The 24,406-nt window shown below is 72.9% G+C and carries 20 protein-coding genes; 8 read left to right on the plus strand and 12 right to left on the minus strand.

Annotated features, from left to right (window positions below):
- Positions 1 to 103: 103 nt before the first annotated feature.
- From ACFYQQ_RS35545 to ACFYQQ_RS35565, 5 genes are read left to right on the plus strand one after another with little or no spacing between them, the layout of a single operon-like run.
- The gene (locus ACFYQQ_RS35545) at positions 104 to 1,963 is read left to right on the plus strand and encodes an ABC transporter substrate-binding protein (RefSeq protein WP_388906671.1); all 1,860 of its coding nucleotides are present in this window, start codon (positions 104 to 106) and stop codon (positions 1,961 to 1,963) included.
- Between the two features lie 12 nt (positions 1,964 to 1,975).
- Positions 1,976 to 3,043, plus strand: coding sequence for an ABC transporter permease (locus tag ACFYQQ_RS35550; protein WP_355795398.1), 1,068 nt, complete (start codon positions 1,976 to 1,978; stop codon positions 3,041 to 3,043).
- The gene (locus tag ACFYQQ_RS35555) at positions 3,040 to 3,990 is read left to right on the plus strand and encodes an ABC transporter permease (RefSeq protein WP_388906674.1); all 951 of its coding nucleotides are present in this window, start codon (positions 3,040 to 3,042) and stop codon (positions 3,988 to 3,990) included. The genes ACFYQQ_RS35550 and ACFYQQ_RS35555 overlap by 4 nt, the downstream gene beginning before the upstream one ends.
- Complete coding sequence (locus ACFYQQ_RS35560) at positions 3,987 to 5,246, plus strand: oligopeptide/dipeptide ABC transporter ATP-binding protein (protein ID WP_355790907.1); 1,260 nt, start codon at positions 3,987 to 3,989, stop codon at positions 5,244 to 5,246. Before ACFYQQ_RS35555 ends, ACFYQQ_RS35560 begins: the two co-directional genes overlap by 4 nt.
- Positions 5,243 to 6,262, plus strand: coding sequence for an ABC transporter ATP-binding protein (locus ACFYQQ_RS35565; protein WP_355790904.1), 1,020 nt, complete (start codon positions 5,243 to 5,245; stop codon positions 6,260 to 6,262). The genes ACFYQQ_RS35560 and ACFYQQ_RS35565 overlap by 4 nt, the downstream gene beginning before the upstream one ends.
- A 63-nt stretch (positions 6,263 to 6,325) precedes the next feature.
- Here ACFYQQ_RS35565 and ACFYQQ_RS35570 read toward each other — a convergent pair whose 3' ends face one another.
- The 9 genes from ACFYQQ_RS35570 to rimP form a co-directional block, all read right to left on the minus strand.
- Positions 6,326 to 7,279 (minus strand): bifunctional riboflavin kinase/FAD synthetase, encoded by a 954-nt coding sequence (locus ACFYQQ_RS35570; protein WP_355790902.1) that lies wholly within the window; start codon positions 7,277 to 7,279, stop codon positions 6,326 to 6,328.
- Positions 7,280 to 7,416: 137 nt separating this feature from the next.
- Complete coding sequence (locus tag ACFYQQ_RS35575) at positions 7,417 to 11,367, minus strand: trypsin-like peptidase domain-containing protein (RefSeq protein WP_388906678.1); 3,951 nt, start codon at positions 11,365 to 11,367, stop codon at positions 7,417 to 7,419.
- 422 nt (positions 11,368 to 11,789) lie between these two features.
- Positions 11,790 to 12,695 carry a tRNA pseudouridine(55) synthase TruB gene (gene truB, locus ACFYQQ_RS35580; protein WP_355793306.1) on the minus strand — a complete coding sequence of 302 codons (906 nt, stop codon included), beginning with the start codon at positions 12,693 to 12,695 and terminating at the stop codon, positions 11,790 to 11,792.
- Positions 12,692 to 13,150 (minus strand): 30S ribosome-binding factor RbfA, encoded by a 459-nt coding sequence (gene rbfA / locus ACFYQQ_RS35585; RefSeq protein ID WP_355793304.1) that lies wholly within the window; start codon positions 13,148 to 13,150, stop codon positions 12,692 to 12,694. Before rbfA ends, truB begins: the two co-directional genes overlap by 4 nt.
- Positions 13,151 to 13,183: 33 nt before the next feature.
- Positions 13,184 to 13,477, minus strand: a complete 294-nt coding sequence (locus tag ACFYQQ_RS35590) for a DUF503 domain-containing protein (protein WP_355793302.1) — start codon at positions 13,475 to 13,477, stop codon at positions 13,184 to 13,186.
- 176 nt (positions 13,478 to 13,653) lie between these two features.
- Positions 13,654 to 16,812: a translation initiation factor IF-2 gene (gene infB, locus ACFYQQ_RS35595; protein WP_356243257.1), complete on the minus strand. Its 3,159-nt coding sequence runs from the start codon at positions 16,810 to 16,812 to the stop codon at positions 13,654 to 13,656.
- A 148-nt stretch (positions 16,813 to 16,960) separates the two neighbouring features.
- A complete protein-coding gene (locus ACFYQQ_RS35600) occupies positions 16,961 to 17,254 on the minus strand; it encodes a YlxR family protein (protein ID WP_355790962.1) in 294 nt (97 codons plus the stop codon).
- 134 nt (positions 17,255 to 17,388) lie between these two features.
- On the minus strand, positions 17,389 to 18,387 hold the full coding sequence (gene nusA / locus ACFYQQ_RS35605) for a transcription termination factor NusA (protein WP_355790965.1): 999 nt from the start codon (positions 18,385 to 18,387) through the stop codon (positions 17,389 to 17,391).
- A gap of 2 nt (positions 18,388 to 18,389) precedes the next feature.
- Complete coding sequence (rimP, locus tag ACFYQQ_RS35610; RefSeq protein ID WP_355790968.1) at positions 18,390 to 18,914, minus strand: ribosome maturation factor RimP; 525 nt, start codon at positions 18,912 to 18,914, stop codon at positions 18,390 to 18,392.
- Between the two features lie 216 nt (positions 18,915 to 19,130).
- Between rimP and ACFYQQ_RS35615 the strand changes: the two genes are divergently transcribed.
- The 3 genes from ACFYQQ_RS35615 to ACFYQQ_RS35625 are packed head-to-tail and all read left to right on the plus strand — an operon-like array spanning position 19,131 to position 21,087.
- Entirely contained in the window at positions 19,131 to 19,673 is a 543-nt protein-coding gene (locus tag ACFYQQ_RS35615; RefSeq protein WP_355790971.1) for a hypothetical protein, read from the plus strand.
- Positions 19,670 to 20,155, plus strand: coding sequence for a ferritin-like domain-containing protein (locus ACFYQQ_RS35620; RefSeq protein ID WP_356243260.1), 486 nt, complete (start codon positions 19,670 to 19,672; stop codon positions 20,153 to 20,155). The genes ACFYQQ_RS35615 and ACFYQQ_RS35620 overlap by 4 nt, the downstream gene beginning before the upstream one ends.
- Before the next feature lie 26 nt (positions 20,156 to 20,181).
- Positions 20,182 to 21,087, plus strand: coding sequence for an aminoglycoside phosphotransferase family protein (locus ACFYQQ_RS35625; RefSeq protein WP_355790836.1), 906 nt, complete (start codon positions 20,182 to 20,184; stop codon positions 21,085 to 21,087).
- A 66-nt stretch (positions 21,088 to 21,153) separates the two neighbouring features.
- Here the strand turns inward: ACFYQQ_RS35625 and ACFYQQ_RS35630 are convergent, their stop codons facing one another.
- The 3 genes from ACFYQQ_RS35630 to ACFYQQ_RS35640 all read right to left on the minus strand — a co-directional run bounded on the left by ACFYQQ_RS35630 (position 21,154) and on the right by ACFYQQ_RS35640 (position 24,396).
- Complete coding sequence (locus ACFYQQ_RS35630; RefSeq protein WP_355790833.1) at positions 21,154 to 22,845, minus strand: proline--tRNA ligase; 1,692 nt, start codon at positions 22,843 to 22,845, stop codon at positions 21,154 to 21,156.
- 102 nt (positions 22,846 to 22,947) lie between these two features.
- Positions 22,948 to 23,517 (minus strand): GNAT family N-acetyltransferase, encoded by a 570-nt coding sequence (locus tag ACFYQQ_RS35635; RefSeq protein ID WP_355790830.1) that lies wholly within the window; start codon positions 23,515 to 23,517, stop codon positions 22,948 to 22,950.
- A 30-nt stretch (positions 23,518 to 23,547) separates the two neighbouring features.
- Entirely contained in the window at positions 23,548 to 24,396 is an 849-nt protein-coding gene (locus ACFYQQ_RS35640; protein ID WP_355790827.1) for a GNAT family N-acetyltransferase, read from the minus strand.
- Positions 24,397 to 24,406: the final 10 nt, after the last annotated feature.

Here is a 24,406-nt window from a genome sequence, read left to right on the forward strand (position 1 = left end):
TGATAGACACACACATCAACCCCGCCGGCGTCACCCGATCAACCTTGATCCAGCAGTCCGAGAAGCCATCCCTGTGCGAGCGATGACGCGAGGTCACCGAGCCATGAACACACAAGACCACAACGCCAGAGGGCCGTTGCGCCCACGGATCCGTCTGCCCCGGCTCGTCGCCCTCGCAGGCGCCGCGGCGCTGACCCTCACCGCCGGTCTCGCCACGCCGCTCAACCCGGCGCCCCGGACGGCGCAGGCCGACGAGGGCAAGAAGGTCCTCACCGTGGCGGTCGCGCAGAGCGTCGACTCGCTGAGCCCGTTCCTGGCGTCGCGCCTGGTCAGTACGAGCATCCACCGGCTCATGTACGAGTACCTGACCAACTACGACCCCAAGGACAACCACGCGATCCCGGGCCTCGCCACCAAGTGGTCGCCGTCCGCGGACAAGCTCACCTGGACCTACACCATCCGCTCCAACTCGAAGTGGTCGGACGGCGAACAGGCCACCGCCGAGGACGCGGCGTGGACGTTCAACAAGATGATGACCGACGAGGGCGCGGCGACGGCGAACGGGAGTTTCGTCGCCAACTTCCGCAAGGTGAGCGCCCCGAGCCCCACCGAGCTGGTCATCGAGCTGAAGAAGCCGCAGGCCACGATGGCCGCGCTCGACGTGCCGATCGTGCCCAAGCACGTCTGGGAGAAGGTCGACGACTTCTCGAAGTTCAACAACGACAAGAGCTTCCCGATCGTCGGCAACGGCCCGTTCGTCCTGACCGACTACAAGGCCGACAGCTACGTGAAGCTGAAGCCCAACAAGAGCTTCTGGCGGGGCGCGCCCAAGTTCGACGAGCTGGTCTTCAAGTACTACAAGGACGGTGACGCGGCGGTCGCGGCCCTCCAGAAGGGCGAGGTGTCGTTCGTCTCCGGCCTGACGCCGGCCCAGGCGTCGGCGCTCAAGAGCCAGGACGACGTCAAGGTCAACGACGCCCCCGGCCGCCGCTTCTACGCCCTGGCCACCAACCCGGGCGCCCAGGCGAAGAACGGCAAGCACTTCGGCGACGGCGCCAAGTCGCTGCTCGACCAGAAGGTCCGCCAGGCGCTGTTCATGGCGATCGATCGCGAGGCCCTCATCGACAGGGTCTTCCAGGGCCACGCCGTGGAGGGCGAGGGATACATCCCGCCGCGCTTCTCGACGTACTACTGGAAGCCGTCGGCGGATCAGAAGCTCGCGTACGACCCGGCCAGGGCGGCCCGGCTCCTGGACGAGGCCGGCTACAAGAAGAACGGCGACGGCAAGCGCGTCGAGAAGAACGGCAAGCCGATCAACTACCGCGTGCTGTGCCACGCCACCGACCCGAACGACAAGGCGGTGGGCAAGTACCTCAAGGAGTGGTTCGGCAAGCTCGGCATCGGCGTCACGCTCAACTGCCTAGACAACGTGACCGATCCGTGGCTGGCGGGCACCTACGACCTCGCGTTCGACGGCTGGTCCGTCAACCCGGACCCGGACTTCGTCCTGTCCATCCACACCTGCGCGGCGCTGCCCGCCACGCCCAAGGACACCGGCGCCACCGACAACTTCATCTGCGACAAGAAGTACGACGACCTGTACACCCGCCAGCTCGCCGAGTACGACACGGCCAAGCGCGCGGACCTGGTCAAGCAGATGGAGTCGCGGCTGTACGACACCGCCTACATGAACGTCATGGCGTACCCCAACGCGGTCGAGGCCTACCGCACCGACCAGATCAAGTCGATCACCACGATGCCGGAGGCCGCGGGCAACATCTACGGCCAGGACGGCTACTGGAGCTGGTGGTCTGCGGTTCCGGCCGCCTCCTCCGGTGAGTCCTCCGACGATTCGAGCTCGACGGGCGTCATCATCGGCATCGTCGCGGGCGTCGTCGTCCTCGCGGGTGCCGGCCTGTTCTTCGCGCTGCGCCGACGCTCCACCGCCGAAGACCGCGAGTAGTGAGAGCCACTGATGACCGCTGAGGCAACACCAGCGCTGGTCGAGGAGACCGGCGGTCCGGCTGCGGCCGGGCCGTCGGCCCGCGGCCCGAGAGCGCGCACCAGGACCGCGTATCTGCGGTACCTGGCGGGCAAGTTGGGCGGGGCCGCGGTCTCGCTGCTCGCCGTCCTCGTCACCAGCTTCTTCCTCTTCCGGCTGATCCCGGGCGACCCGGTCAAGTTCATGACGGGCGGCCGCCAGGTCTCTGCCGAACAACTGGCTTCCTACCGGCGCGAGTTCGGGCTCGACCTGCCGATGTGGCAGCAGTTCACGGACTACTGCGGCAAGGCGCTGACGGGCGACCTGGGCACCTCGTACCAGTTCCGGGCGCCCGTCATGGACAAGATCACCGAGGCGCTGCCGAACACGCTGCTGCTCACCGGCACGGCGTTCGTGCTCTACACCGTGCTCGGCATCTTCCTCGGCACGCGCTCCGCGTGGCGCAACGGCGGGCTGGGCGACCGGCTCAACACCGGTCTCGCGCTGACCCTCTACTCGATCCCGTCGTTCTGGCTCGGGCTGCTGCTCATCATCGTCTTCTCGGTGGGCATCGGACCGGTCCCCGGTCTCTTCCCGACCGGTGGCATGGAGTCCGGCGGCGAGGAGGGCTTCGCCTACGTCCTCGACGTCGCCCACCATCTGATCCTGCCCGTGGTCACCCTGGTGGCCGTCGAGTACGGGCAGACGCTGCTCGTCACCCGCTCCGCACTGCTGGACGAGATGGGCAGCGACTACCTGACCACCGCCCGCGCCAAGGGCCTGCGGGACGACCTGGTGCGTCGCCGGCACGCGGTGCCCAACGCGCTGCTGCCGACGGTGACGCTGATCTTCGTCAACCTCGGCCGCACGGTCGCGGGCGTCATCCTCGTCGAGACGGTGTTCTCCTGGCCCGGTCTCGGCGGCCTCTTCTACCAGGCCCTGAGCGTGCCCGATCTGCCGCTGGTGCAGGGGCTGTTCTTCGTCTTCGCGGCCGCGGTGATCGTGATGAACACGCTGGCCGACCTGATCTATCCGCTCCTGGACCCCCGGGTGGGCCGATGACCACGACCGAGTCGGACGGGCCGCTGACGCCCGGGGCAGCCCCCCGCGCGTCCACGGCCGGTCCGCGCGCCCTCGCCTGGCAGCGCCGCCGCCACTCCGCCGCGCGCTTCTGGCGGCAGTACCGCACCCACCGGGCCGGCGTCGCCGGACTGGCCGCGCTCGCGCTGTTCGCGCTGATCGCCCTGACCGCCCCGCTGACCGTGGGCGCGGACGTGCAGAACGTCACGGACGCGCCGGGCCGGCCGATGGAGAGCCCGAGCGCCGAATTCCCCCTCGGCACCGACCAGTTCGGGCGCAACCTGCTGGGCCTGCTGGTGTGGGGGGCGCGGGTCTCGCTGCTCGTCGGGCTGCTCGCCGCCGTCCTGTCCGTCGCCATCGGCGCGCTGATCGGCATCACCGCCGGGCACTTCCGCGGCTGGTACGCGACGGTGATCATGCGGATCACCGACTGGTTCCTGGTGATGCCGACCCTGGTCCTCGCCATCGCCCTCGCGACGGTCATGTCCCGCTCGCTCGGCACGATCATCCTGGCCATCGGGGTGACCACCTGGCCGACGACGGCACGGCTGGTGCGCGCCCAGACCCTGGCGGTCGAGTCGCGGCCGTACATCGAGCGCGCGAAGGCGCTCGGCGGCGGCCACTGGCACGTCATGTCCCGCCACGTGCTGCCCAACGTGATGCCGCTCGTGCTGGCCCAGACGACCCTGATCATCTCCTCGGCGATCCTCGCGGAGGCCACCCTCGCCTTCCTCGGCCTCGGGGACGCGACGGTCGTGTCGTGGGGCGGGCTGCTCCAGGACGCGCGGGAGGCGGGCGCGGTCAGCTCCGGCGACTGGTGGTACCTCGTGCCTCCCGGGGTGGCGATCGCCGTCGTGGCACTCGCCTTCACCCTGTGCGGGCGTGCCGTGGAGTCCGTCCTCAACCCCAGGCTGGGGGTGGCCCGTTGAGTCTCCTTGAACTGCGCGACCTGGAGGTGACCTACGCGGGCGGCGCGGCGGCCGTACGCGGGGTGAACCTCTCCCTCGACGCGGGGCAGAAGCTCGGCATCGCCGGCGAGTCCGGCTGCGGCAAGTCCACACTCGCGCTCGCGCTGCTGCGGCTGCTGCCCGCCGGGACCCGTGTCGGCGGGCAGATCCTGCTCGACGGCGAGGACGTCCTGACCATGAAGTGGGGCCGGGTGCGGGCGGTCCGCTGGGCCGGCGCCTCGATCGTGTTCCAGGGCGCGATGCACTCGCTCAACGCGGTGCACCGCATCGGCGACCAGATCGCCGAGCCGATCCTGCTGCACCGCAAGGCCACGCCCGCGGGGGCGAAGAAGAGGACCGGGGAGCTGTTGGAGCAGGTGGGGCTGCCCGCCGCCCGCGCGGACGCGTATCCGCACGAACTGTCCGGCGGCCAGCGCCAGCGCGTCATGATCGCCATGGCGCTGGCCTGCGACCCGCGGCTGGTGGTCGCCGACGAGCCGACCACCGCTCTCGACGTGATGATCCAGGCGCAGATCCTGCGGCTGATCGAGCAGCTCGTGAGCGATCAGGACCTCGGGCTCGTCATGATCAGCCACGACCTGGCGGTGCTGGCGGACACCTGCGACCGGCTCGCGGTGATGTACGCGGGCCGCGTGGTCGAGGAAGGGCCCGCGGCGCAGGTCTACGAGGACGCGCTGCACCCGTACGGCAAGGCGCTGTCGGCCGCGTTCCCGCGGATCGGCGACCCGGCGTCCCGGTTCGCGCCGCGCGGCCTGCCGGGCGACCCGCCGGACCCGGCCGACCTGCCGACCGGCTGCACGTTCCATCCGCGGTGCGCGGAGGCGCTGGACAGCTGCGCCGGCCAGGACCAGCCGCTGCGGTTGGCGGGTCCGCGGCGCCGGGCGGCCTGCGTGCACGTCGGGACCGCCCCCGACCGGGGCACCCCGGCGAGCCCGCTCATGGCCCCCGACCCCACGCCCGTCGACCAGGGGACCGCCACTCCCCCGGAGCCGGACACCCCCACCGCCCCCGGAACACAGACCGCGCCCCCGTCCCCCGGGCCCACCACCACGACCGGCGACCGACCCACCCCCGCGAAGCCAGACACCCCCACCACCCCCGGCGACCGGACCACCGCCTCAACGCCCGACCGAGCCGTCACCCCCACACGCCCGGAGCCCGGAGCCCCCGGCGCCTCCACAGGTGTCGCTGACGACGACGCGAGGAGTACCGCATGACCACCACTCCCGAGGTCGACGTCGAACGCACCTCCACGGCACCTCTGTTGAGCGCCGAAGGGCTGCACGTCTCCTTTCCCGGGCGGCACGGCGCGGCCCGGGCGCGGGCCGTCGACGGGGTCGACCTGGACATCCGGCCCGGCGAGATCGTGGCCCTGGTCGGGGAGTCGGGCTGCGGCAAGACGACGCTCGCCCGCTCCCTGCTCGGACTCGTCCCGCCCACCGGCGGCCGGGTCACCTTCGGCGGGAAGCCGCTGGACTACTCCTCGCGCGCCCTGAAGACCTACCGCAAGCGGGTCCAGCTGGTCCTCCAGGACCCGAGCGGCTCCCTCAACCCCCGGCACACGGTGTACGACGCCGTGGCGGAGGGACTGCGCATCCACCGGTACGGCGGCGACGAGCGGGCGGCGGTCGCGGAGGCACTGTCGCGGGCCGGGCTGCGGCCCCCCGAGCGCTTCTTCCTGCGCTATCCGCACGAGCTGTCCGGCGGTCAGCGCCAGCGTGTCGTGATCGCGGGCGCCCTGGTCCTGGAACCCGAACTCATCGTCGCCGACGAGCCGGTGGCCTCCCTGGACGCGTCCGTGCGGGGCGAGATCCTCGCGCTGCTCCTGCGGCTGCGGTCCGAACTCGGCCTGTCGGCACTGGTGGTGACGCACGACCTCGGACTGGCCTGGAACATCGCCGACCGGGTCGCCGTGATGTACCTCGGCCGGATCGTGGAGACCGGCGCGGTCGAGCAGGTCCTGACGGCACCTCAGCATCCGTACACGCAGGCCCTGTTGTCGGTGCTGCCGGAAGCCCCAGGTGAGCCGGTCGTGCTGACCGGGGAGCCGCCGGACCCCTCCCGCATCCCGTCCGGCTGCCGTTTCCACGCGCGCTGCCAGATCCTGGCGAGCGGTGAGGCTGCGCGGGCCGGGGTGGCGGACGCGTGCCGCGGCGAGGACCTGGAGGTGCTCGGCGGGGGCGGCGAGGCGCAGGTCGCCTGCCACTGGGCCAGGGCGCGCGTCACGTCGTAGGAGAGTCGACGGAGGGCCGGTGCTCGGCACCGGCCCTCCGCACACGTCTCGGGAGAGCGCGGGCTACTCGCCCTCGTACGCCTCGATCAGTTCACGCGACCGCTTCACGTCGTCCCGGATGGCGACCAGCAGTTCGTCGATGGAGTCGAACCTGGCCTGGCCGCGGACGAAGGCGAGGAAGTCGACGGCGACGTGCAGGCCGTACAGGTCCAGGCCGATCCGGTCGATGGCGTACGCCTCGACGGTCCGCTCGGTGCCGTCGAACTGCGGGTTCGTGCCGACGGAGATCGCGGCGGGCATGATCTCGCCCTGGGCGTGCAGCCAGCCCGCGTAGACGCCGTCGGCGGGGATCGCCGTGTGCGGGAGCGTCTCGACGTTGGCCGTGGGGAAGCCGAGTTCGCGGCCCCGCTGGGCACCGCGCACGACGACGCCCTCGACGCGGTGCGGACGGCCGAGGATCTCCCGCGCGCCCTGGATGTCGCCGTCCGCGATAAGCCGGCGGGTCAGGGTGGAGGAGAACGGCTCGCCGCCTCCGGCGTCACCGGTCACGTACAGGTCGACGACCTCGACCTCGAAGTCGTACGTCCGCCCCTGCTCGCGCAGGAAGTCGACGTCGCCCGCGGCCTTGTGGCCGAAGCGGAAGTTCGGGCCTTCCACGACGGCCTTCGCGCGCAGTTTGTCGACCAAAACCTTGGCGACGAAGTCGGCGGGCGACAGCTTCGAGAACTCGGTGGTGAAGGGGAGGATCAGCAGGGCGTCCACCCCCAGCTCGGCCACCAGCTCGGCGCGCCGGTGGTGCGGGGCGAGCAGCGGGGGGTGGCTGCCGGGGCGCACGACCTCGCTCGGGTGCGGGTCGAAGGTGACGACGACGGAGGGGACGCCCAGCTCGCGGGCGCGGTCCACGGCATGCCGGATGATCAGCTGGTGCCCGCGGTGCACCCCGTCGTAGGAACCGATGGTGACGACGCTGCGCCCCCAGTCCTCGGGGATGTCCTCCAAGCCACGCCAGCGCTGCACTGTGACTGCTCCTTGTCGCAAACTCGTCGAACCCGTGTCCGTGGTTGCCTCTACGCAGGTCTAAGGGTGCCATGCCGCGGGGCGTCGGATCGCATCGGCATGGAGGCTGTGACGGGGCGCACCCTCACGGACCGGGTTCAGGCGGGCACCCGCACCCCCGCCAGGTTCTCGATCATGCGCCGGGCGCTGGGTCCCACGACCGCCGACCAGTCCTGCGGGGCGTCGGTGAGCCAGCCCGCGACCAGGGCCGCGAACCCCGGCACGCCACGGGCCAGGTCGACCAGCCCGCAGTCGAACAGGGTGGCGCCGTCCGGTGTGCGGACGAGCAGCAGCCCGGCGCGGCGGACCAGCTCGCGGGCGTGTTCCTCGTCGCCGCGCGCCGCTCCCGCCGCGGCGGCCCGCAGCAGGGCGTCGAGGACGGTCAGGTCCCGCTCGCCGGCGAGCAGCAGCTCCAGGAGCTCGTGCCGGAGCGGGCGCGAGCGGGGGCTGCCGGGGGCGACGAGGACGGACACGAGCCGCGCCCGCAGCGCGGGCGGGCCGCCGTCGAGGAGCCCGGTGAGCAGCGGGAGGAGTACGGCCCGGGCGTCGGGGCCGTGTTCGAGGCGCCGGTCGACGCGGTCGGCCACGTGCCCGGCGGCGTCGGGGCACACCTCGGCGACCCGGCGCACGAGCGCGGCGACGCGGTGGGCGAGGGCGGGCGTGGCGGCGTCGGTGAGGGGGCGCAGCAGCTCGCCCGCGTCCGGTCCGGGCCGCCGCAGACGCGCCTCGAAGGCGTCGAGCACCGGCTCGGGGTGGGTGTCGAGGGCGGCGACGAGCGCGCTCGCGGGCAGCTGCGGATCACCGGCGGTGAACCGTTCGAGCGCCTGGGGCAGGTGCCGGGCCCGGGTCCGCGGGTCGCCCACGAGGAGCGCGAGCGCCGCACCGTGCGCGGCGCCGTCGGCGGGGCGGGCGAGCAGGGACAGCGCCGCGAACCGCAGCAGCTCGCGGTCGGCCTCGGTGCGCGCGTGCGGCGCGGTCCGCAGCCCGTACGTCATCGCCGCCACGTGCCTCGCCGGGCGCTCGTCGTGGGCCCACCGGTCTACCGCCCGGCACATGGCGGACGGCTCCTCCTCGGCTAGGACGGCGAGCAGTTCGTCCCCGCGCCGGTGCGCGCAGGCCACCAGCGCCTCGGTGAGGTCGTCGAGGGCGCGCCGGCGATGGGCGTACAGCAGGGCCTGCGCCGCGGTCGCCACGGTGGCGTCCGGGGTGGCGGGCAGCGGACGCTCGTCGTCGAACCAGCGGGTGAGGTGGGGCAGGACGGCGGTCGGATCGGCGGCGAGAAGGCGGGCCACGGTGTCGAGAAAGCGGGGCGTCCGAGGGCGGGCGGCCTCGGGACCGCCGGGCTCCCCGGGCACGGCGGTCCCGTCCGCCGGGTCGTCCGCGGTGCCGCCGTCGGCCCGCCACGGCTGTTGTGCGGGCGTCCCCCGTCCCGGGTCCGCCGGGTGCGGTGCCTCGTCCGCGACGACCAGCCGCCTCAGCAACTCGAACCGCTCCGCGCCGGGCAGCCGTACCGCCTCCCAGAACCACGGCCCGAACTCCCCCGGCACGTGCCGCCCTTGGGCCCGCCAGGCCACGATGCGCTCGGCGAGCTGCCGCAGCACACCGGAGTACGGGCTCGCGTCGGGCACGCGCGTCAGGACGTCACGAAGGAGGTGGGTGGCCCACCAGACGGGGTCGCCGGGCGGCTCGGGCGCCGCGGGCAGCAGGGCGTCCACGGCGTCGACCAGGTCCTCCAGGCGGCCGATGAGCTCCGTGCGGGCGTGCTGTCCGTCCAGGAGGAGCAGCGCCTGGACGACCGGGCCGATGCGGTGGCGCGGCACGGGGAGCGCGTGGCGCCGGGCGTCCGCGCGCGCGGTACGGGACCTGCGGCGGGCGGCGGCCCCGGCGGGGCGGGGCCCGGCCGGGTCGCCGTCCGGGCCGGCCGGGACGGCGTGGGCCCGGTGGACGAGGGCGTGCAGGGCCGCGTCCACGTCGAGGTGCGTGCCCTGGATCCAGTCGGCGAGTTCCTCGTGGGCGAAGCGGTAGCCGGTGCCCGCGGGCACGACGAGGCCCTCGGTGAGGACGGCGGAGGCCCAGCCCGTGGTGGCCCCGAGCCGGCTCGCGGGGGCCGGTCCCCAGGGGAAGACGGACTCGAAGGCCGCCCGGTCCAGCTCCCCCTGTCCGGGGCCGAGGCAGCGACGCGCGGCCTCGTGCACCTGCCCGGAGACCCGCGCGACGAGCCGTCGTACGTCCGTGCCGCGCAGGCCGTTGGCCGCGGCGAGCCGGACCGCGACGCGCAGGCACATCAGGTCCAGGTACGCGGCGAAGACCTCGTCCCGCCTTAGAGGCCGCTCCGGCACCGTGTCCGGCGCGACGGGCAGGGCGGCGCGTACCTCCGCCAGCAGCCGCAGGGTCAGCGGGTGGCGTGCGTCGGCGTCCTGGAGGAGGCCCTCGGGGATCCCGTGGCGCGCGCGGGCCCGCCGGGCCGCCTCCTCGCCCAGGTCGCCGAGCCGCACGCAGGGCGGCAGCCGGTCCCCGTCGGCCCGCGGCACGTCGCCCGCCCCGGCGTCGGCTCGGGGCGCGCGCTCCCGCAGCGGCTCCCGGTCGCCTCCCGTGCCCGCACCCGCGCCGTGCAGCAGCTCGCGCGGGAACTCCTCCCCCGCCTGCTCCCAGTACTCCTCGCGGCACCCCACGACCAGCCGCGCGCCGCTCTCCCGGAGCCACGCGGCGGTCCCGGCCGTCCACTCGGGGAGCCGGTGGGCCAGCTCGGGCGGCATCTCCTCGGGGCTGTCGAGGATCAGCAGCAGGGGACGTCCGGCGGCCCGCGCGAGCCGAGCCGGCCGACCGGGATCGAGGTCCCCGAGGTCCCCGTCGTTCCCTCCGAAGGACAGCGCGCGGTCCGGCAGCCCGGTTTCCGGGGCCGCCACGATCCGTCCCGCCCGCTCCAGTGCCCGGGTCGCCGCGTCGGCCACCGAGGTGTCCGTCGCCAGCAGGTCGGCGCCGCGCAGCCACAACGTGGGCGCCGGTTCGGGGCCCCCGGTCCGGCGGGCGGCGAGGGCGGTGAGTTCCGTCGTACGGCCGCTGCCCGGGCGCCCGACGAGTGCGAGGACGGCCGCCTCACCGGCCGCGAACGCCGCGAACTCCTCGATGACGTCGGGCCGCTCGGCCGACTCGGGCACCCCGGCGAAACTCCCGGTCCCGAAGCCCGTCGGCGCCTGCTCGGCCGCGTCCTCCCCGGCCCCCGCTGCCGTGGACGGGCAGTAGTCCCACGCCTCTGCGTGCACGTGCGCCGAACCTCCGCGCGGGGAGGAGGCGCACCCGGCGCCGAACGCCCCCGCCGGCCCGTCGGACCCCAGGGACGTGGCCGTGAGTTCCAGTACTCCCGCCAGGTTCAGGTCGGCGCCGTACGCGGGCACCGTCGCGGCGTTGCGCTCCAGCAGGTCCGCGAGCACGGGCGGCAGTCCGGTGGCACGCAGGGGCACGGCCAGGCCGGCCGTCGGGTGTCCGGTGCGCAGCGCGGTGCCGAGGACCGCGACGACGGCGCCGGTCGCCGCGTCGAGCACCGGTCCCCCGGCGGCGCCGCCGCCGAGCCGCAGCGCGTCCGCGCCCGCCGTCCCGATCGCCAGCTCCAGGGCTGCGTCGAGCTGGTGGAAGCGGTCCGTCGCCGCGTACGTCGCCCGGGTGGTGCCGAGGACGCGGGCCTCCCGCCAGCCGCCCGCGGCGATCCGGACGTACGCGCCGGTCTCGACGCGGTCCCGCGCGGTGACGGGGAGCGGGTCCAGGCCGAGGTCGTCGGTGCGTACGAGCGCGAGGTCCGTCCCGGGCAGAGCGGTCACGGCGTCTGCGCCGACGATGCACGTACGGCCGCCGGGGGCGTGCAGGACCAGGCGGGCCAGGCCGTCCACAGCCTCGTGACTGGTGACGACGGTGCCGTGGTGGTCGGCGGCGAACCCCGTGCCGCGCGGGCGTCCCGCGAGGTCGCGCACCTGCACCAGGGCCGTGTCCGGGACCGCCTCGGGGGCGGCGCCCGGTGTCCGCCGGCCCCCGGTCCGAGGGCCACGTCCCGCCATGGTCGAACCTCCCGGAGTGTGCCTGTTCACGACGGTAGGCACGGGTTGATCAGCGGAACAGATCGCGTGGTGAACGCGCCCCCTTCCGCTCCCTCGGTTCACTCCGAGCGCCCGCCCGAAGGGGTGAATGGACGGAAGGGGATGGATAGACCCTTGGGTGGGGGAACCGAGGGGGGACCGTGGAGCGGCGATCAGTGACAACCCCGTGACCGCCGCTCCACGGACACCGGGGGCACACAGAAGGCCCGCAGGGGCTGGCGACACCGCCGAAGCAGTGACCGTCCCCGGCGGGAGCCGACGTTCACGGCGTGATCCGGCACGGAAGACCGGCCCGCCCGCACGGCCGGAACGGCTCCCACGACGGCGAAAGGGCGGCGCCCGTCGAATCCGACACGGCACCGCCCATGAACCCGTAAGTGGCCTCAGCCGAACACGGCCAGGCTCTTCGCCTTGCCCTTGTGCGCCTCCACCAGCGCCAGGAAGCGGCCCGTCGCGTCGTAGACGGCGACGGCACCGGCGCCCGCGTACTCCTCGGGCATGTCCAGGCGGACGCCGTTCAGGAGCAGCCGGGCACGGCGTTCGTCGACGTCCCAGCGCGGGAACGCGGCGGCCGCGGCGTCGGCGATCGGCATCACGGTCAGCTCCTGCTGGAGCTGGTCGAGGGTGCGCGCCGTGTCCAGCTTGTACGGGCCGACGCGGGTGCGGCGCAGGGCGGTCAGATGGCCGCCCACACCGAGATCCGCGCCGAGGTCCCGGGCGAGCGCCCGGATGTAGGTGCCCGAGGAGCAGACGACGGACACGATAAGGTCGAGGACGGGCGTGCCGTCCTCCGCGACCGCGTCCCGGACGTCGTACACCGCGAACGAGGAGATGGTCACCGGGCGGGCCGGGATCTCGAAGTCCTCGCCCTCCCGTGCCCGCTTGTACGAGCGCACGCCGTCGATCTTGATGGCGCTGACCTTCGACGGCACCTGCATGATGTCGCCGCTCAGCTTGGCGATCCCGGCGTCGATGGCGTCCCGCTTCACACCCGAGGCGTCCGCCGAGGACGTGATGTCGCCCTCCGCGTCGTCCGTCAGCGTGTTCTGCCCGAGCCGGATCGTGCCGAGGTACTCCTTCTCGGTCAGCGCGAGGTGACCGAGCAGCTTGGTCGCCTTCTCGACGCCGAGGACGAGCACGCCGGTCGCCATGGGGTCGAGGGTGCCGGCGTGGCCGACCCGCCGGGTCCTGGCGATCCCGCGCATCTTGGCGACCACGTCGTGCGAGGTGAAGCCCGACGGCTTGTCGACGACGACAAGCCCGTCGGGCGTCCTGTGCTTCTCCGTCATTCGGCGGCGTCGTCCTCGTCGTCCCGGTCGTCCTCATCGGGCTTCTTGTACGGGTCGGCGTCACCGGCGAAGGCGGCGCCCGCCGAGACCTCGCGCACCTTCGCGTCGGAGGCGCGCGCCTTGTCGAGGAGGTCCTCGATGGTCTTGGCGGTGTCCGGCAGGGCGTCCGCCACGAAGGTCAGGGTCGGCGTGAACTTCACGCCGGCCGCCGCGCCCACGGCGGACCGGAGCACGCCCTTGGCGCTCTCCAGGCCGGCGGCCGCGGCCGCCCGCTCCTCGTCGTCCCCGTACACCGTGTAGAAGACGGTCGCCTCCCGGAGGTCCCCGGTGACCCGGGTGTCCGTGATGGTCACATGCGAACCGAGCCGCGGGTCCTTGATCCCGCGCTGCAGCTTCTGGGCCACCACCTCTCGGATGAGGTCCGCCAGCCTCTTCGCCCGCGCGTTGTCGGCCACTGGTCCGTCTCCTTCTTCGCCTTGCTTGTTCCGTCAGTCTTCGTCTTTGTGGAGTCTGCGCCGTACCGACAGCAGATCCACCTCCGGTCGCGCCGCGACGAGCCGTTCGCACCGGTCCAGTACGTCGGTGAGGTGCTCGGTGTCTCCGGAGACCACCGCCAGGCCGATCTCGGCCCTGCGGTGGAGGTCCTGGTTGCCCGTCTCCGCCACGCTCACCGGATACTTCCGCTGGAGTTCGGCGACGATCGGCCGGACGAGAGAGCGCTTCTCCTTCAGCGAGTGGACGTCGCCGAGGAGCAGGTCGAAGGACAGTGTCCCCACGTACATGTGTGTCCGGATGTCCCGCCGGTACGGGGTAGATGGCCCGGCCACGTGTGTGGCGGGACATCAGAACCGTACATCGGAGGGCCGGGGTCCTCGACAGGGTTTCCGGGGCGGGGCCCCGGCAAACGGCAAGCTGGCCGGCGGTGACTTGTCACCGCCGGCCAGCTCACACAACCGCCCTACGAGCGCGGCTTCTCGCGCATCTCGTACGTCGCGATGACGTCGTCGACCTTGATGTCGTTGAAGTTTCCGAGGTTGATACCACCCTCGAAGCCTTCGCGGATCTCGGTGACGTCGTCCTTGAAGCGACGCAGCCCGGAGATGTTGAGGTTCTCCGCGATGACCTTGCCGTCGCGGACGAGGCGCGCCTTGGTGTTGCGCTTGACCTCGCCCGAGCGGACCAGGACACCGGCGATGTTGCCCAGCTTGGACGACTTGAAGACCTCGCGGATCTCCGCCGTGCCGAGCTCGACCTCCTCGTACTCCGGCTTCAGCATGCCCTTCAGGGCCGCCTCGATCTCCTCGATGGCCTGGTAGATCACCGAGTAGTACCGGACGTCGACGCCCTCGCGCTCCGCCATCTGCGCCGCTCGGCCCGCGGCGCGGACGTTGAAGCCGATGACGATGGCGTCGGAGCCGGTCGCCAGGTTGATGTCCGACTCGGTGACCGCACCCACACCGCGGTGCAGGACACGGATGTCGACCTCGTCGCCGACGTCGAGCTGGAGCAGCGAGGACTCGAGAGCCTCCACCGAACCGGACGCGTCGCCCTTGATGATGAGGTTGAGTTCCTGCACCAGGCCGGCCTTGAGCGCCTCGTCCAGGTTCTCCAGGGAGAACCGGACTCCGCGCCGGGCGAAGTTGGCGTTGCGCTCACGCGCCGCGCGCTTCTCGGCGATCTGGCGTGCCGTGCGGTCCTCGTCGACGACGAGGAAGTTGTCGCCGGCGCCCGGGACGTTGGTGAGACCCAGGACCAGGACGGGGGTCGACGGACCCGCTTCCTCGACGTTGTTGCCGTTGTCGTCGAGCATCGCCCGGACACGGCCGTACGCGTCGCCGACCACCATGGTGTCGCCGATGCGCAGCGTGCCGCGCTGGACCAGGACCGTCGAGACGGCACCGCGGCCACGGTCGAGGTGGGACTCGATCGCGATGCCCTGCGCGTCCTGCTCCGGGTTGGCCCGCAGGTCGAGCGAGGCGTCCGCGGTGAGGACCACGGCCTCCAGCAGGCTCTCGATGTTGAGGCCCTGCTTGGCGGAGATGTCGACGAACATCGTGTCGCCGCCGTACTCCTCGGCCACCAGACCGAACTCGGTGAGCTGACCGCGCACCTTGGTCGGGTCGGCACCCTCGACGTCGATCTTGTTGACCGCGACCACGATCGGCACGTCGGCCGCCTTGGCGTGGTTCAGCGCCTCGATCGTCTGGGGCATCACACCGTCGTTGGCCGCCACCACGAGGATCGCGATGTCGGTCGACTTGGCACCGCGGGCACGCATGGCGGTGAACGCCTCGTGACCGGGGGTGTCGATGAAGGTGATCTTGCGCTCTTCACCGTTGACCTCGGTGGCGACCTGGTACGCACCGATGTGCTGCGTGATACCGCCGGCCTCGCCCGCGACGACGTTCGTCTTGCGGATGGTGTCCAGCAGTCGGGTCTTACCGTGGTCGACGTGACCCATGACGGTCACGACCGGCGGACGGACCACGAGGTCTTCCTCGTCGCCCTCGTCCTCGCCGAACTCGATGTCGAAGGACTCGAGCAGCTCGCGGTCCTCCTCCTCGGGGCTGACGATCTCGAGGACGTAGTTCATCTCGTCCGCGAGGAGCTTCAGCGTCTCGTCGGAGACGGACTGCGTGGCAGTGACCATCTCGCCGAGGTTCATCATCACGGCGACGAGCGACGCCGGGTTGGCGTTGATCTTCTCCGCGAAGTCGGTGAGGGACGCACCGCGCGACAGGCGGACGGACTGTCCGTTGCCGCGAGGCAGCATGACGCCGCCGACCGACGGGGCCTGCATGGCCTCGTACTCCTGGCGCCTCTGCCGCTTCGACTTGCGGCCACGACGGGCGGGCCCGCCGGGACGGCCGAACGCACCCTGCGTGCCACCACGGCCACCGGGACCACCCGGACGACCGCCGAAGCCGGGACGGCCACCGCCGCCGCCACCGGGACCACCCGGACGGCCGGCGAAACCGCCGCCACCGCCACCGGGGCCACCGGGACGACCCGCGAAACCGCCGCCGCCGCCACCGGGACGACCGGCGAAACCGCCGCCGCCACCCGGACGACCGCCGCCACCGGCACCGCCGGGACGACCGCCGCCGCCGGGACCGCGGCCACCGCCGGGGCCACCGCCGGGACGCGGACCCGCAGCGGGACGCTGCGGCATCATGCCGGGGTTCGGACGGTTGCCGGCGGGGCCGCCGCCGGGACGCGGAGCGCCGCCCTGCGGACGGGGCATGCCGCCCGGGCTCGGACGGGCACCGCCCTGGCCCTGGGGACGCGGAGCGCCGCCGGGACCGCCCTGCGGACGGGGACCACCCTGGCCGGCGCCCTGCGGACGCGGGGCGCCCGGGGCACCGGGGCCACCGGGACGCGGCGCGCCGCCCGGACGGGGCGCCTGCGGGCGCGCCATGCCGGTGGAGCCACCAGAGGTGAAGGGGTTGTTGCCCGGACGGGGACCGGCCGGACGAGCGCCCGGACGCGGGGCCTGGCCGCCGGGACGCGCAGCGCCCTGACGGTCACCGCGGTCGCCGCGCTCGGGACGGTCACCACGGCCCTGGCCGCCCTGGCCGGGACCGCCGGCGGGACGGGCACCGGGACGCGGGGCCTGACCGCCGGGACGCGGAGCACCCGGACGGGCACCCGCGGCGGGCGTGGAGGGAGCCGAGGCCGCCGGAGCGGCGGGCGCCGACGGAGGCGCCGTGAACTCGGGCGCCGCCGGAGCCGGAGCCGCCGGAGCGGGCTTCGGGGCCGGCTTGGGACCCGGGCGGGGGCCCGAAGCCGCAGGGGTGACCGGAGCGGCCGGAGCGGCGGGCGCCGCCGGCTTCTCGGCCGCGGCCGGCTTGGGGGCCGGCGGGCGCGGGGCGGCCGGACGGGCCGCCTGCGCCGGAGAGGGGGCTGCCGGACGAGCCGGCGAAGACTTGCGCGGGGCGGACTTGCCGCCGCCGTTGCTGCCCTGCTGGAAAGCATCGGTCAGCTTGCGTACAACGGGCGCCTCGATCGTCGAGGACGCCGAACGGACGAATTCACCGAGTTCCTGGAGCTTGGCCATGACGGCCTTGCTCTCCACCCCGAACTCCTTGGCGAGTTCGTATACCCGGACCTTAGCCACATCGCTCCTTTTAGGTCCGGGTTGCGTCCGGACCGTCGCTACTTCATGGGCGTACTCATCGCGTGCTCATCGAGTGCTCATCGCAATCTCGACCTACTTCCAACTCGCGGGGTACCAGGGCCGCACGGGGTTCCGTGCGACACACGTCTTACGGTGTTGCCTGCTCGGCAACCGTCTCCTCGACCACTCGGCGCAGCGCCGTTGTGTCGAGCGGTCCCTGGGCACGCAGCGCCCGTGGGATCGCCCGGCGGCGGACCGCCAGGTCGAGACAGACCACGGCGGGGTGGATGTACGCACCCCGGCCGGGCAGCGTACCGCGAAGATCAGGGACGCATGCGTCCTCGATCGCCACGATGCGCAGCAGATCGGTCTTGGCCGCTCGCTCCCGGCACCCCACACAGGTGCGTTCAGGGCATGCACGGGCTCGCGTCCGGCCAGACACTCTTAAGTCTACCTCCCCGCACGGACCTCACCCCTTTGGGGCAGGTGTCGAACAGTTGCCGTGCGTAAAACTGTCGTGATCAAAGCGTCACACGGCCGGGATCCATTCCCGGCTCCCGGCCGCGCGTGCCCGCGTCAGTCCCGGTTCTCGTCCGGCTGCTGCTCGGTGTCCGGGCGGATGTCGATGCGCCAGCCGGTCAGCCGGGCGGCGAGGCGGGCGTTCTGCCCCTCCTTGCCGATCGCCAGCGAGAGCTGGTAGTCCGGGACCGTCACCCGCGCGGAGCGGGCGGCGAGGTCCACGACCTCGACCTTGGACACCCGGGCCGGGGACAGCGCGTTCGCCACCATGTCGGCCGGGTCGTCCGACCAGTCGACGATGTCGATCTTCTCGCCGTTCAGCTCGGCCATGACATTGCGCACCCGGCCGCCCATGGGGCCGATGCAGGCGCCCTTGGCGTTCAGTCCGGAGCGCGTGGAGCGCACCGCGATCTTGGTGCGGTGACCGGCCTCACGGGCGATGGCGGCGATCTCGACGGAACCGTCGGCGATCTCCGGCACCTCCAGGGCGAACAGCTTCTTCACCAGGGCGGGGTGCGTACGGGACAGGGTCACCGACGGGCCGCGTACGCCCTTGGCGACCCGGACGACGTACGAGCGCAGGCGGGTGCCGTGCTGGTACTGCTCGCCGGGCACCTGCTCCTGCACCGGCAGGATGGCCTCCATCTTGCCGATGTCGACCATCACGTTCTTCGGGTCGCGGCCCTGCTGGACGACGCCCGTGACGATGTCGCCCTCCCGGCCGGCGTACTCGCCGAGGGTCGCGTCGTCCTCGGCGTCCCGCAGTCGCTGCAGGATCACCTGCTTGGCGGTGGTGGCGGCGATACGGCCGAATCCCGACGGTGTGTCGTCGAATTCGCGTGCCTCCTGCCCCTCCTCCAGATCGGCCGGGTCCTCCTTCGCCCACACGGTCACGTGACCGCTCTCCCGGTCGAGCTCCACGCGCGCGTGGCGGCGGCTTCCGTCGGTGCGGTGGTAGGCGATGAGGAGGGCCGACTCGATCGCTGCGACCAGCAGGTCGAAGGAGATCTCCTTCTCCCGTACCAGGCCCCGCAGGGCACTCATGTCGATGTCCACGGCTACGCCTCCTCTGCGTTCTCTTCGTTCTGGTCGTTCTGGTCGTTCTTGCTCTTGCGGTTGAACTCGACCTGGACGCGCGCCTTGGCGACGTCCGAGAAGGCGAGCCGCCTGGCGGTGGGCTTGCGCCCCTTCACGCCGGGCACCTCGACGTCGATGCCGTCCTCGTCGACCGCCAGGATCCGGGCGACCACCTCGTCGTCCCCGGCCAGCTGGAACCTCACGAGCCGGTCGACGGCGCGCACGTAGTGACGGTGCTCCTTGAGCTCGCGCTCGGCACCGGGGGTCCCGACCTCGAGGGTGTACTCGCCCTCGCCCATCGCGTCCGTCTCGTCGAGCTTCGCCGAGAGCGCGCGGCTCACATCGGCGATCTGGTCCAGGTCGGCACCGGCGTCCGAGTCGACGACCACACGCAGCACGCGCTTGCGCCCGACCGAGTCCACTGCGATCTCCTCGAGATCGAGTCCCTGAGAGCCGACGAGCGGTTCCAGCAGTTCTCGCAGCCTCTCGCTCTGGGTGGTGCTCATCCGGGTGACTCCTCGGCCGCGTGTGCTGTTGTGGGTAGGTCGCGTGTCAGGTCAAAGGGTATCCGGTCGCAAGGGGTGTTGCCGTCCACCGTGGCGGGGCGGGACGCGACGCCCGGCCGCGGGAGAGCCGCTGGCGGACGCCGGGCCGGTGCGCGGGTACCGTGATCGCGGGCGTGCCGCCCTCCCTGTCGTTCGAGCCTGCCGAGGACGTCTGCCGTGCCGTTCACCCTGCCGCCGCGCACCCCGCCGGGGCCGCGCCGAAGGAGCCTGCTCGCGTCGGCCGCGGGCGCTCTCGCGCTCGCGGGCTGCTCCGCTCCCGAGTCCGACTCCGACACCACCGGCTCGAAACGGTCCGCGAGCGACCGGGCACGCGCGCGTGCGGCCCGCGACAGCGAGACGCTCGCCGCGCGCTACACCGCCGTGATCGCCGCCCATCCGCCGCTGGCCGCCCGGCTGGACCCGCTGCGCGCCGAGGTCCTGCGCCACGCGAAGGCGTTCACGACCGGCCTGCGCACCTCGGCCACCCCCTCGGCGTCCGCGTCCCGGTCCGGCGCCGCGGCTCCCTCCGCGAGCGCCTCCGCGGCCGTGCCGGAGCGGGAGAAGGACGCGCTGGCCGAGCTGGCGGCGACGGAGCGCACCCTGGCCGACAAGCGCGCCAGGGACCTGCTGGAACTGCCGGGAGAGACGGCCAGGCTGCTGGCGTCGGTCGCGGCGGCCGGGGCGGCGCACGCCTATCTGTTGACGGAGGACGGCAAGTGAGCACGCCGGGCAGTGGGGACGGGACCGCGAAGGCGGCCGAGCTGAAGGCCCTGCAGGCCGCGCTGGGCGCCGAGCACGCCGCCGTGTACGGGTACGGCGTGGTGGGCGGCCGCATCGCCGGGGAGCGCCGGGACGAGGCGCGGGCGGCGTACGACGCGCACCGGGCCCGGCGCGACGAGCTGGAGCGCCTCGTGCGCGACCTGGACGGCCGGCCGGTGGCCGCGGCGGCCGCCTACGCGCTGCCGTTCGCCGTGCCGGACTCGGCGGCGGCCGTGCGGCTGGCCGCCGAGCTGGAGGAGCGCGTGGCGGGCGTCTACGGCGACCTGGTGCGGGCCGCCGAGGGGGCGCGGCGGCGCACCGCCGCGGACGCGCTCAGGGAGGCGGCGGTGCGGGCGGTGCGCTGGCGCGGCGAGAGCGTAGCCTTCCCTGGTCTCGCCGAGCGGGCGGCCGGCCCCTCCGCCGCGGCGAGTCCACCGGCATAGGGCGACCTGGAAGGAACTCCTCGCGCATGGCTTTCGAACCGCCGCAGCGCCTCGTGCGGGCGCTCGGCGAGACGCGGCGGAACGGGACCGACGGGGCCGCCGAGTGGCTGGAGAAGCTGCCCGAGCAGGTCCATCAGGCCACCGTTCTACGCGAGTTGACGGTCGAGCGGGTGCAGGCTCCCGGTGGCCGCAGCAGTCTGGTCGTCATGGTCCGGCAGGTGGACGGGACGCCCGCCGTGCTGAAGCTGGCACCCGACCGGGCCCGCCCCGAGCACGAACGGGCGGCGCTGGCGCACTGGGACGGCTTCGGGGCCGTACAGCTCCTCAATCCCGGGGACACTCCCGGGGTGCTGCTGCTGGAGCGGCTGCACCCGGAGGTGTCGGTGCGCTCGCTGCCCGAGGCGAAGGCGCTGCTGGAGGCCGCCGGGACCCTGCGGCGGCTGTGGGTCGAACCGCCCGCCGGCCATGTCTTCGAGACGGTGGCCGAGCGCACCGGGCGGCAGGCCGAGGCGATGCGGGCGGGCGCCGACGCCGAGACGGGGCCGCTGGTGGAGGCGGCGCTCGCGGCGCGCGAGGAATTGCTCGCCGGCCCTCCCGAGGAGCGGCTGCTGCACGGCACGTTCCGGCAGAGCAAGGTGCTGGCCGGGGAGCGGCTGCCGTGGCTGGCCGTGGGCCCCGATCCGGTGGTGGGCGAATGCGCCTTCGACCTGGCCCGGCTGGTCCGGGACCGGGTAGAGGACCTGATCGGCTCGCCGTCGGGCGCGTCGATCACCCGCCGCCGGGTGAAGCGGCTGGCCGAGTCTCTGGACCTGGACCAGGAGCGGCTGCGCGGCTGGACCCTTTTCCGGGCGGTCGAGTCGGGCGTACGGGCCCGGCGCGTCGGGCGGGCGCGGGACGCGGAGCTGCTGCTGGAGTTCGCGGGCTGGCTCTGAGCGGCGCACGGCGGCCCCGCGAAGGCGTTCCTTCGCGGGGCCGTGGTGCGGACCTGGGGCCGGTGACTAGGCCGACAGGCGGGCGATCGCCTCGTCGACGGTGAGCTCCTCGCGCTCGCCGGTGCGGCGGTCCTTGAGCTCCAGGACGCCCTCGGCGGAGCGCCGGCCGGCGACCAGGATCTTCGGTACGCCGATGAGCTCGGCGTCCGTGAACTTAACGCCCGGCGAGACGCCGGCCCGGTCGTCCACCAGGACCCGCACGCCCGCCGCGCCCAGCTTCTCGGCGACGTCGAGGGCCAGTTCGGTCTGCAGGGCCTTGCCTGCGGCGACGACGTGGACGTCGGCCGGGGCGATCTCCTTGGGCCAGCACAGGCCCTGCTCGTCCGCTGACTGCTCCGCGAGCGCGGCCACGGCGCGCGAGACGCCGATGCCGTAGGAGCCCATGGTCACGCGGACCGGCTTGCCCTGCTGGCCGAGGACGTCGAGCTGGAAGGTGTCCGCGTACTTGCGGCCCAGCTGGAAGATGTGGCCGATCTCGATGGCGCGGTCCAGCTTCAGGCCGGTGCCGCACTTCGGGCAGGGGTCGCCCTCCTGGACGACGACGACGTCGAGGTAGTCGTCCACCTCGAAGTCGCGGCCGGCGACGACGTTCTTCGCGTGCTTGTCCGCCTTGTTGGCGCCGGTGATCCAGGCGGTGCCGGGGGCGACCCGCGGGTCGGCGATGTAGCGGACCTTGTCCAGGCCCTGTGGGCCGACGTAACCCCGTACGAGGTCGTCGCGGCCCTCGAAGTCCTCGGCCGTCACCAGCTCCACGACGGCGGGGGCGAGGTGCTCGCCCAGCTTGCCGAGGTCGACCTCGCGGTCACCGGGGACGCCGACGGCGACGATCTCGCCGTCGACCTTGACCAGCAGGTTCTTCAGGGTGGCGGAGGCGGGGACGCCGAGGTGCTCGGCGAGCGTCTCGATGGTCGGGGTGTCGGGGGTGTCCAGCTCCTCGACCGGGCCGTGCTCCGCGGAGACGGGGGCGAGGGCGAAGGTGACCGCCTCGGTGTTGGCCGCGTAGTCGCAGTTCGGGCAGTCGACGAAGGTGTCCTCGCCGGCGGCGGCGGGGGCGAGGAACTCCTCGGAGGCCGAGCCGCCCATCGCGCCGGAGACGGCGGAGACGATGCGGTAGTCCAGGCCCAGGCGCTCGAAGATCTTCTGGTACGCGGCGCGGTGCAGCGCGTACGACTGGGCGAGGCCCTCGTCGGTGGTGTCGAAGGAGTACGAGTCCTTCATCTGGAACTCGCGGCCGCGCAGCACACCGGAGCGCGGACGGGCCTCGTCGCGGTACTTCGTCTGGATCTGGTAGAGCATGACCGGCAGGTCCTTGTAGGACGTGCACTGGTCCTTGACGACCAGGGTGAAGATCTCCTCGTGGGTCGGGCCGAGGAGGTAGTCGCCGCCCTTGCGGTCCTTGAGGCGGAACAGCAGGTCGCCGTACTCCTCCCAGCGGCCGGACGCCTCGTAGGGCTCCTTGGGCAGCAGGGCCGGCAGCAGCACCTCCTGGGCGCCGATCGCGTCCATCTCCTCGCGCACCACGCGGGAGATGTTGTCGAGGACCTTCTTGCCCAGCGGCAGCCAGGTCCAGATGCCTGCGGAGTTGCGGCGCACGTAGCCGGCGCGGACGAGCAGCTTGTGGCTGAGCGTCTCGGCGTCCGCCGGGTCGTCACGCAGTGTCTTGACCATCAAACGGGACATGCGCTGGACCTGGGCCATGATTCTCGACTCCTGCTGCGTAAGGGTGATGGCAAGGAGGTTAGCCGGGCGGTACGGGACGGTGGAAATCGGATTACGCGGGCGACGCCCGGCCTGCGCCTTTCAGCGGTGCCGCAGCGGCAGCGGAGCGCCCATCACCGCGTACGGTTTCGGGGCGCTCGGGAAGAGGACCCGGCGGGCCAGGTCCTCGTAGCCGAGCGAGCGGTAGAGGCCGCGGGCGGGGCTCTCGGTGTCGATCGCGGAGAGGATGGAGCGGGGCTCGGCGGCGCCGTCGGTGATGGTGGTGATCAGGGCCCGGCCGACGCCCCGGTTCTGGTGGTCCGGGTGGACGTGCAGTTCGGTGATCACGAAGGAGTTGTCGAGCCAGCCGTCCTGACCCTGTTCGCGCAGGTACGGCTCCACGACGGTGGACCACCAGTGGGTGCGGTCGTTGGGCATGCCGTAGACGAAGCCGACGAGCCGTCCGTCGGCGGTGGTGGCGCCGAGGGCGCGGGCTCCGGGGTAGACGAGGTGCCGCAGCACGATCTGCCGTCGTACGGCGATCTCGTCGGCGCCGAGTCCGAAGGCGAGGGCCTGCACGGCGAGCGCCTCGTCGACCCGTGCGGCGAGATCCAGCGGACCGATGACCACGTCGTCCGGGCTGTGGGGACCCTGACCGGGAAAGCGCAGCATGCCGGGGAGACTACAGGCAGCCCCGGGCTGTCAGAACAGCACACTCATGAAGGCCCCGACCTCCTGGAATCCCACGCGCCGGTACGTCGCCCGGGCGGCGGTGTTGAAGTCGTTGACGTAGAGGCTGACGACGGGGGCGACGTCGGCGAGGGCGAAACGCAGCACGGCCGCCATGCCGGGCGCGGCGTATCCCCGTCCCCGGTACTCGGGGGCGACCCAGACGCCCTGGATCTGGCAGGCGTGCTCGGTGGCGGCGCCGATCTCGGCCTTGAAGACGACCTTGCCGTCCTCGTCCAGGCGGGCGAACGAGCGTCCGGAGCCGACGAGTTCGGCGACCCGGGCCTGGTAGAGGAGCCCGCCGTCGCCGGCCATCGGGGAGACCCCGACCTCCTCGGTGAACATCGCCACGCACGCCGGCATGATCGTGTCCATCTCGTCCTTGCGGATGCGGCGGACGTACGGATCGGGGGCGATGTCGTCGGGGAGGCGGTCGGTGACCATCAGCGGCTGGTTGGCGCGGACCTCGCGGGCGGGGCCCCAGTTGGGCTCCAGCAGACGCCACAGCTGGGTGGTGGGTTCGGCGGGGCCGACGATGGAGGAGCAGCGGCGGCCGGCGCGGCGGGCCCGGTCGGCGAAGGCGCGTACGGCGCGCGGGGTGGCGCAGATAGGGACGAGGTTGGCGCCCGCGTAGCAGAGCGAGGTCAGCATGCCGTCCTCGTACCAGCCCCACATCTCGCCGCCGAGGCGCCAGGGGTCGAGGCCGGCGACCTTGACCCGGGAGGCCACGAAGGCGTTCGACACCGGCTCGCTGTCGAGGACGGCGAGCGCGGCGTCCAGGTCACTCGGTTCGAGGACCCTGGTGGTGGTCTGGGTCAACACGTGCGGGGGC

This window comes from Streptomyces sp. NPDC005496 (assembly GCF_042872045.1).
Lineage (GTDB): Bacteria > Actinomycetota > Actinomycetes > Streptomycetales > Streptomycetaceae > Streptomyces.

What these genes read in the sequence shown, in the direction of transcription:
- ACFYQQ_RS35545 (WP_388906671.1), top strand. Translation starts at nt 104, where the DNA reads ATGAACACACAAGACCACAACGCCAGAGGGCCGTTGCGCCCACGGATC.
- rimP (WP_355790968.1), bottom strand. Translation starts at nt 18,914, where the DNA reads ATGAGCACCACCCAGAGCGAGAGGCTGCGAGAACTGCTGGAACCGCTC.
- ACFYQQ_RS35590 (WP_355793302.1), bottom strand. Translation starts at nt 13,477, where the DNA reads ATGTACGTGGGGACACTGTCCTTCGACCTGCTCCTCGGCGACGTCCAC.
- ACFYQQ_RS35555 (WP_388906674.1), top strand. Translation starts at nt 3,040, where the DNA reads ATGACCACGACCGAGTCGGACGGGCCGCTGACGCCCGGGGCAGCCCCC.
- truB (WP_355793306.1), bottom strand. Translation starts at nt 12,695, where the DNA reads ATGACGGAGAAGCACAGGACGCCCGACGGGCTTGTCGTCGTCGACAAG.
- ACFYQQ_RS35565 (WP_355790904.1), top strand. Translation starts at nt 5,243, where the DNA reads ATGACCACCACTCCCGAGGTCGACGTCGAACGCACCTCCACGGCACCT.
- ACFYQQ_RS35630 (WP_355790833.1), bottom strand. Translation starts at nt 22,845, where the DNA reads ATGGCCCAGGTCCAGCGCATGTCCCGTTTGATGGTCAAGACACTGCGT.
- ACFYQQ_RS35550 (WP_355795398.1), top strand. Translation starts at nt 1,976, where the DNA reads ATGACCGCTGAGGCAACACCAGCGCTGGTCGAGGAGACCGGCGGTCCG.
- ACFYQQ_RS35635 (WP_355790830.1), bottom strand. Translation starts at nt 23,517, where the DNA reads ATGCTGCGCTTTCCCGGTCAGGGTCCCCACAGCCCGGACGACGTGGTC.
- ACFYQQ_RS35625 (WP_355790836.1), top strand. Translation starts at nt 20,182, where the DNA reads ATGGCTTTCGAACCGCCGCAGCGCCTCGTGCGGGCGCTCGGCGAGACG.
- ACFYQQ_RS35575 (WP_388906678.1), bottom strand. Translation starts at nt 11,367, where the DNA reads ATGGCGGGACGTGGCCCTCGGACCGGGGGCCGGCGGACACCGGGCGCC.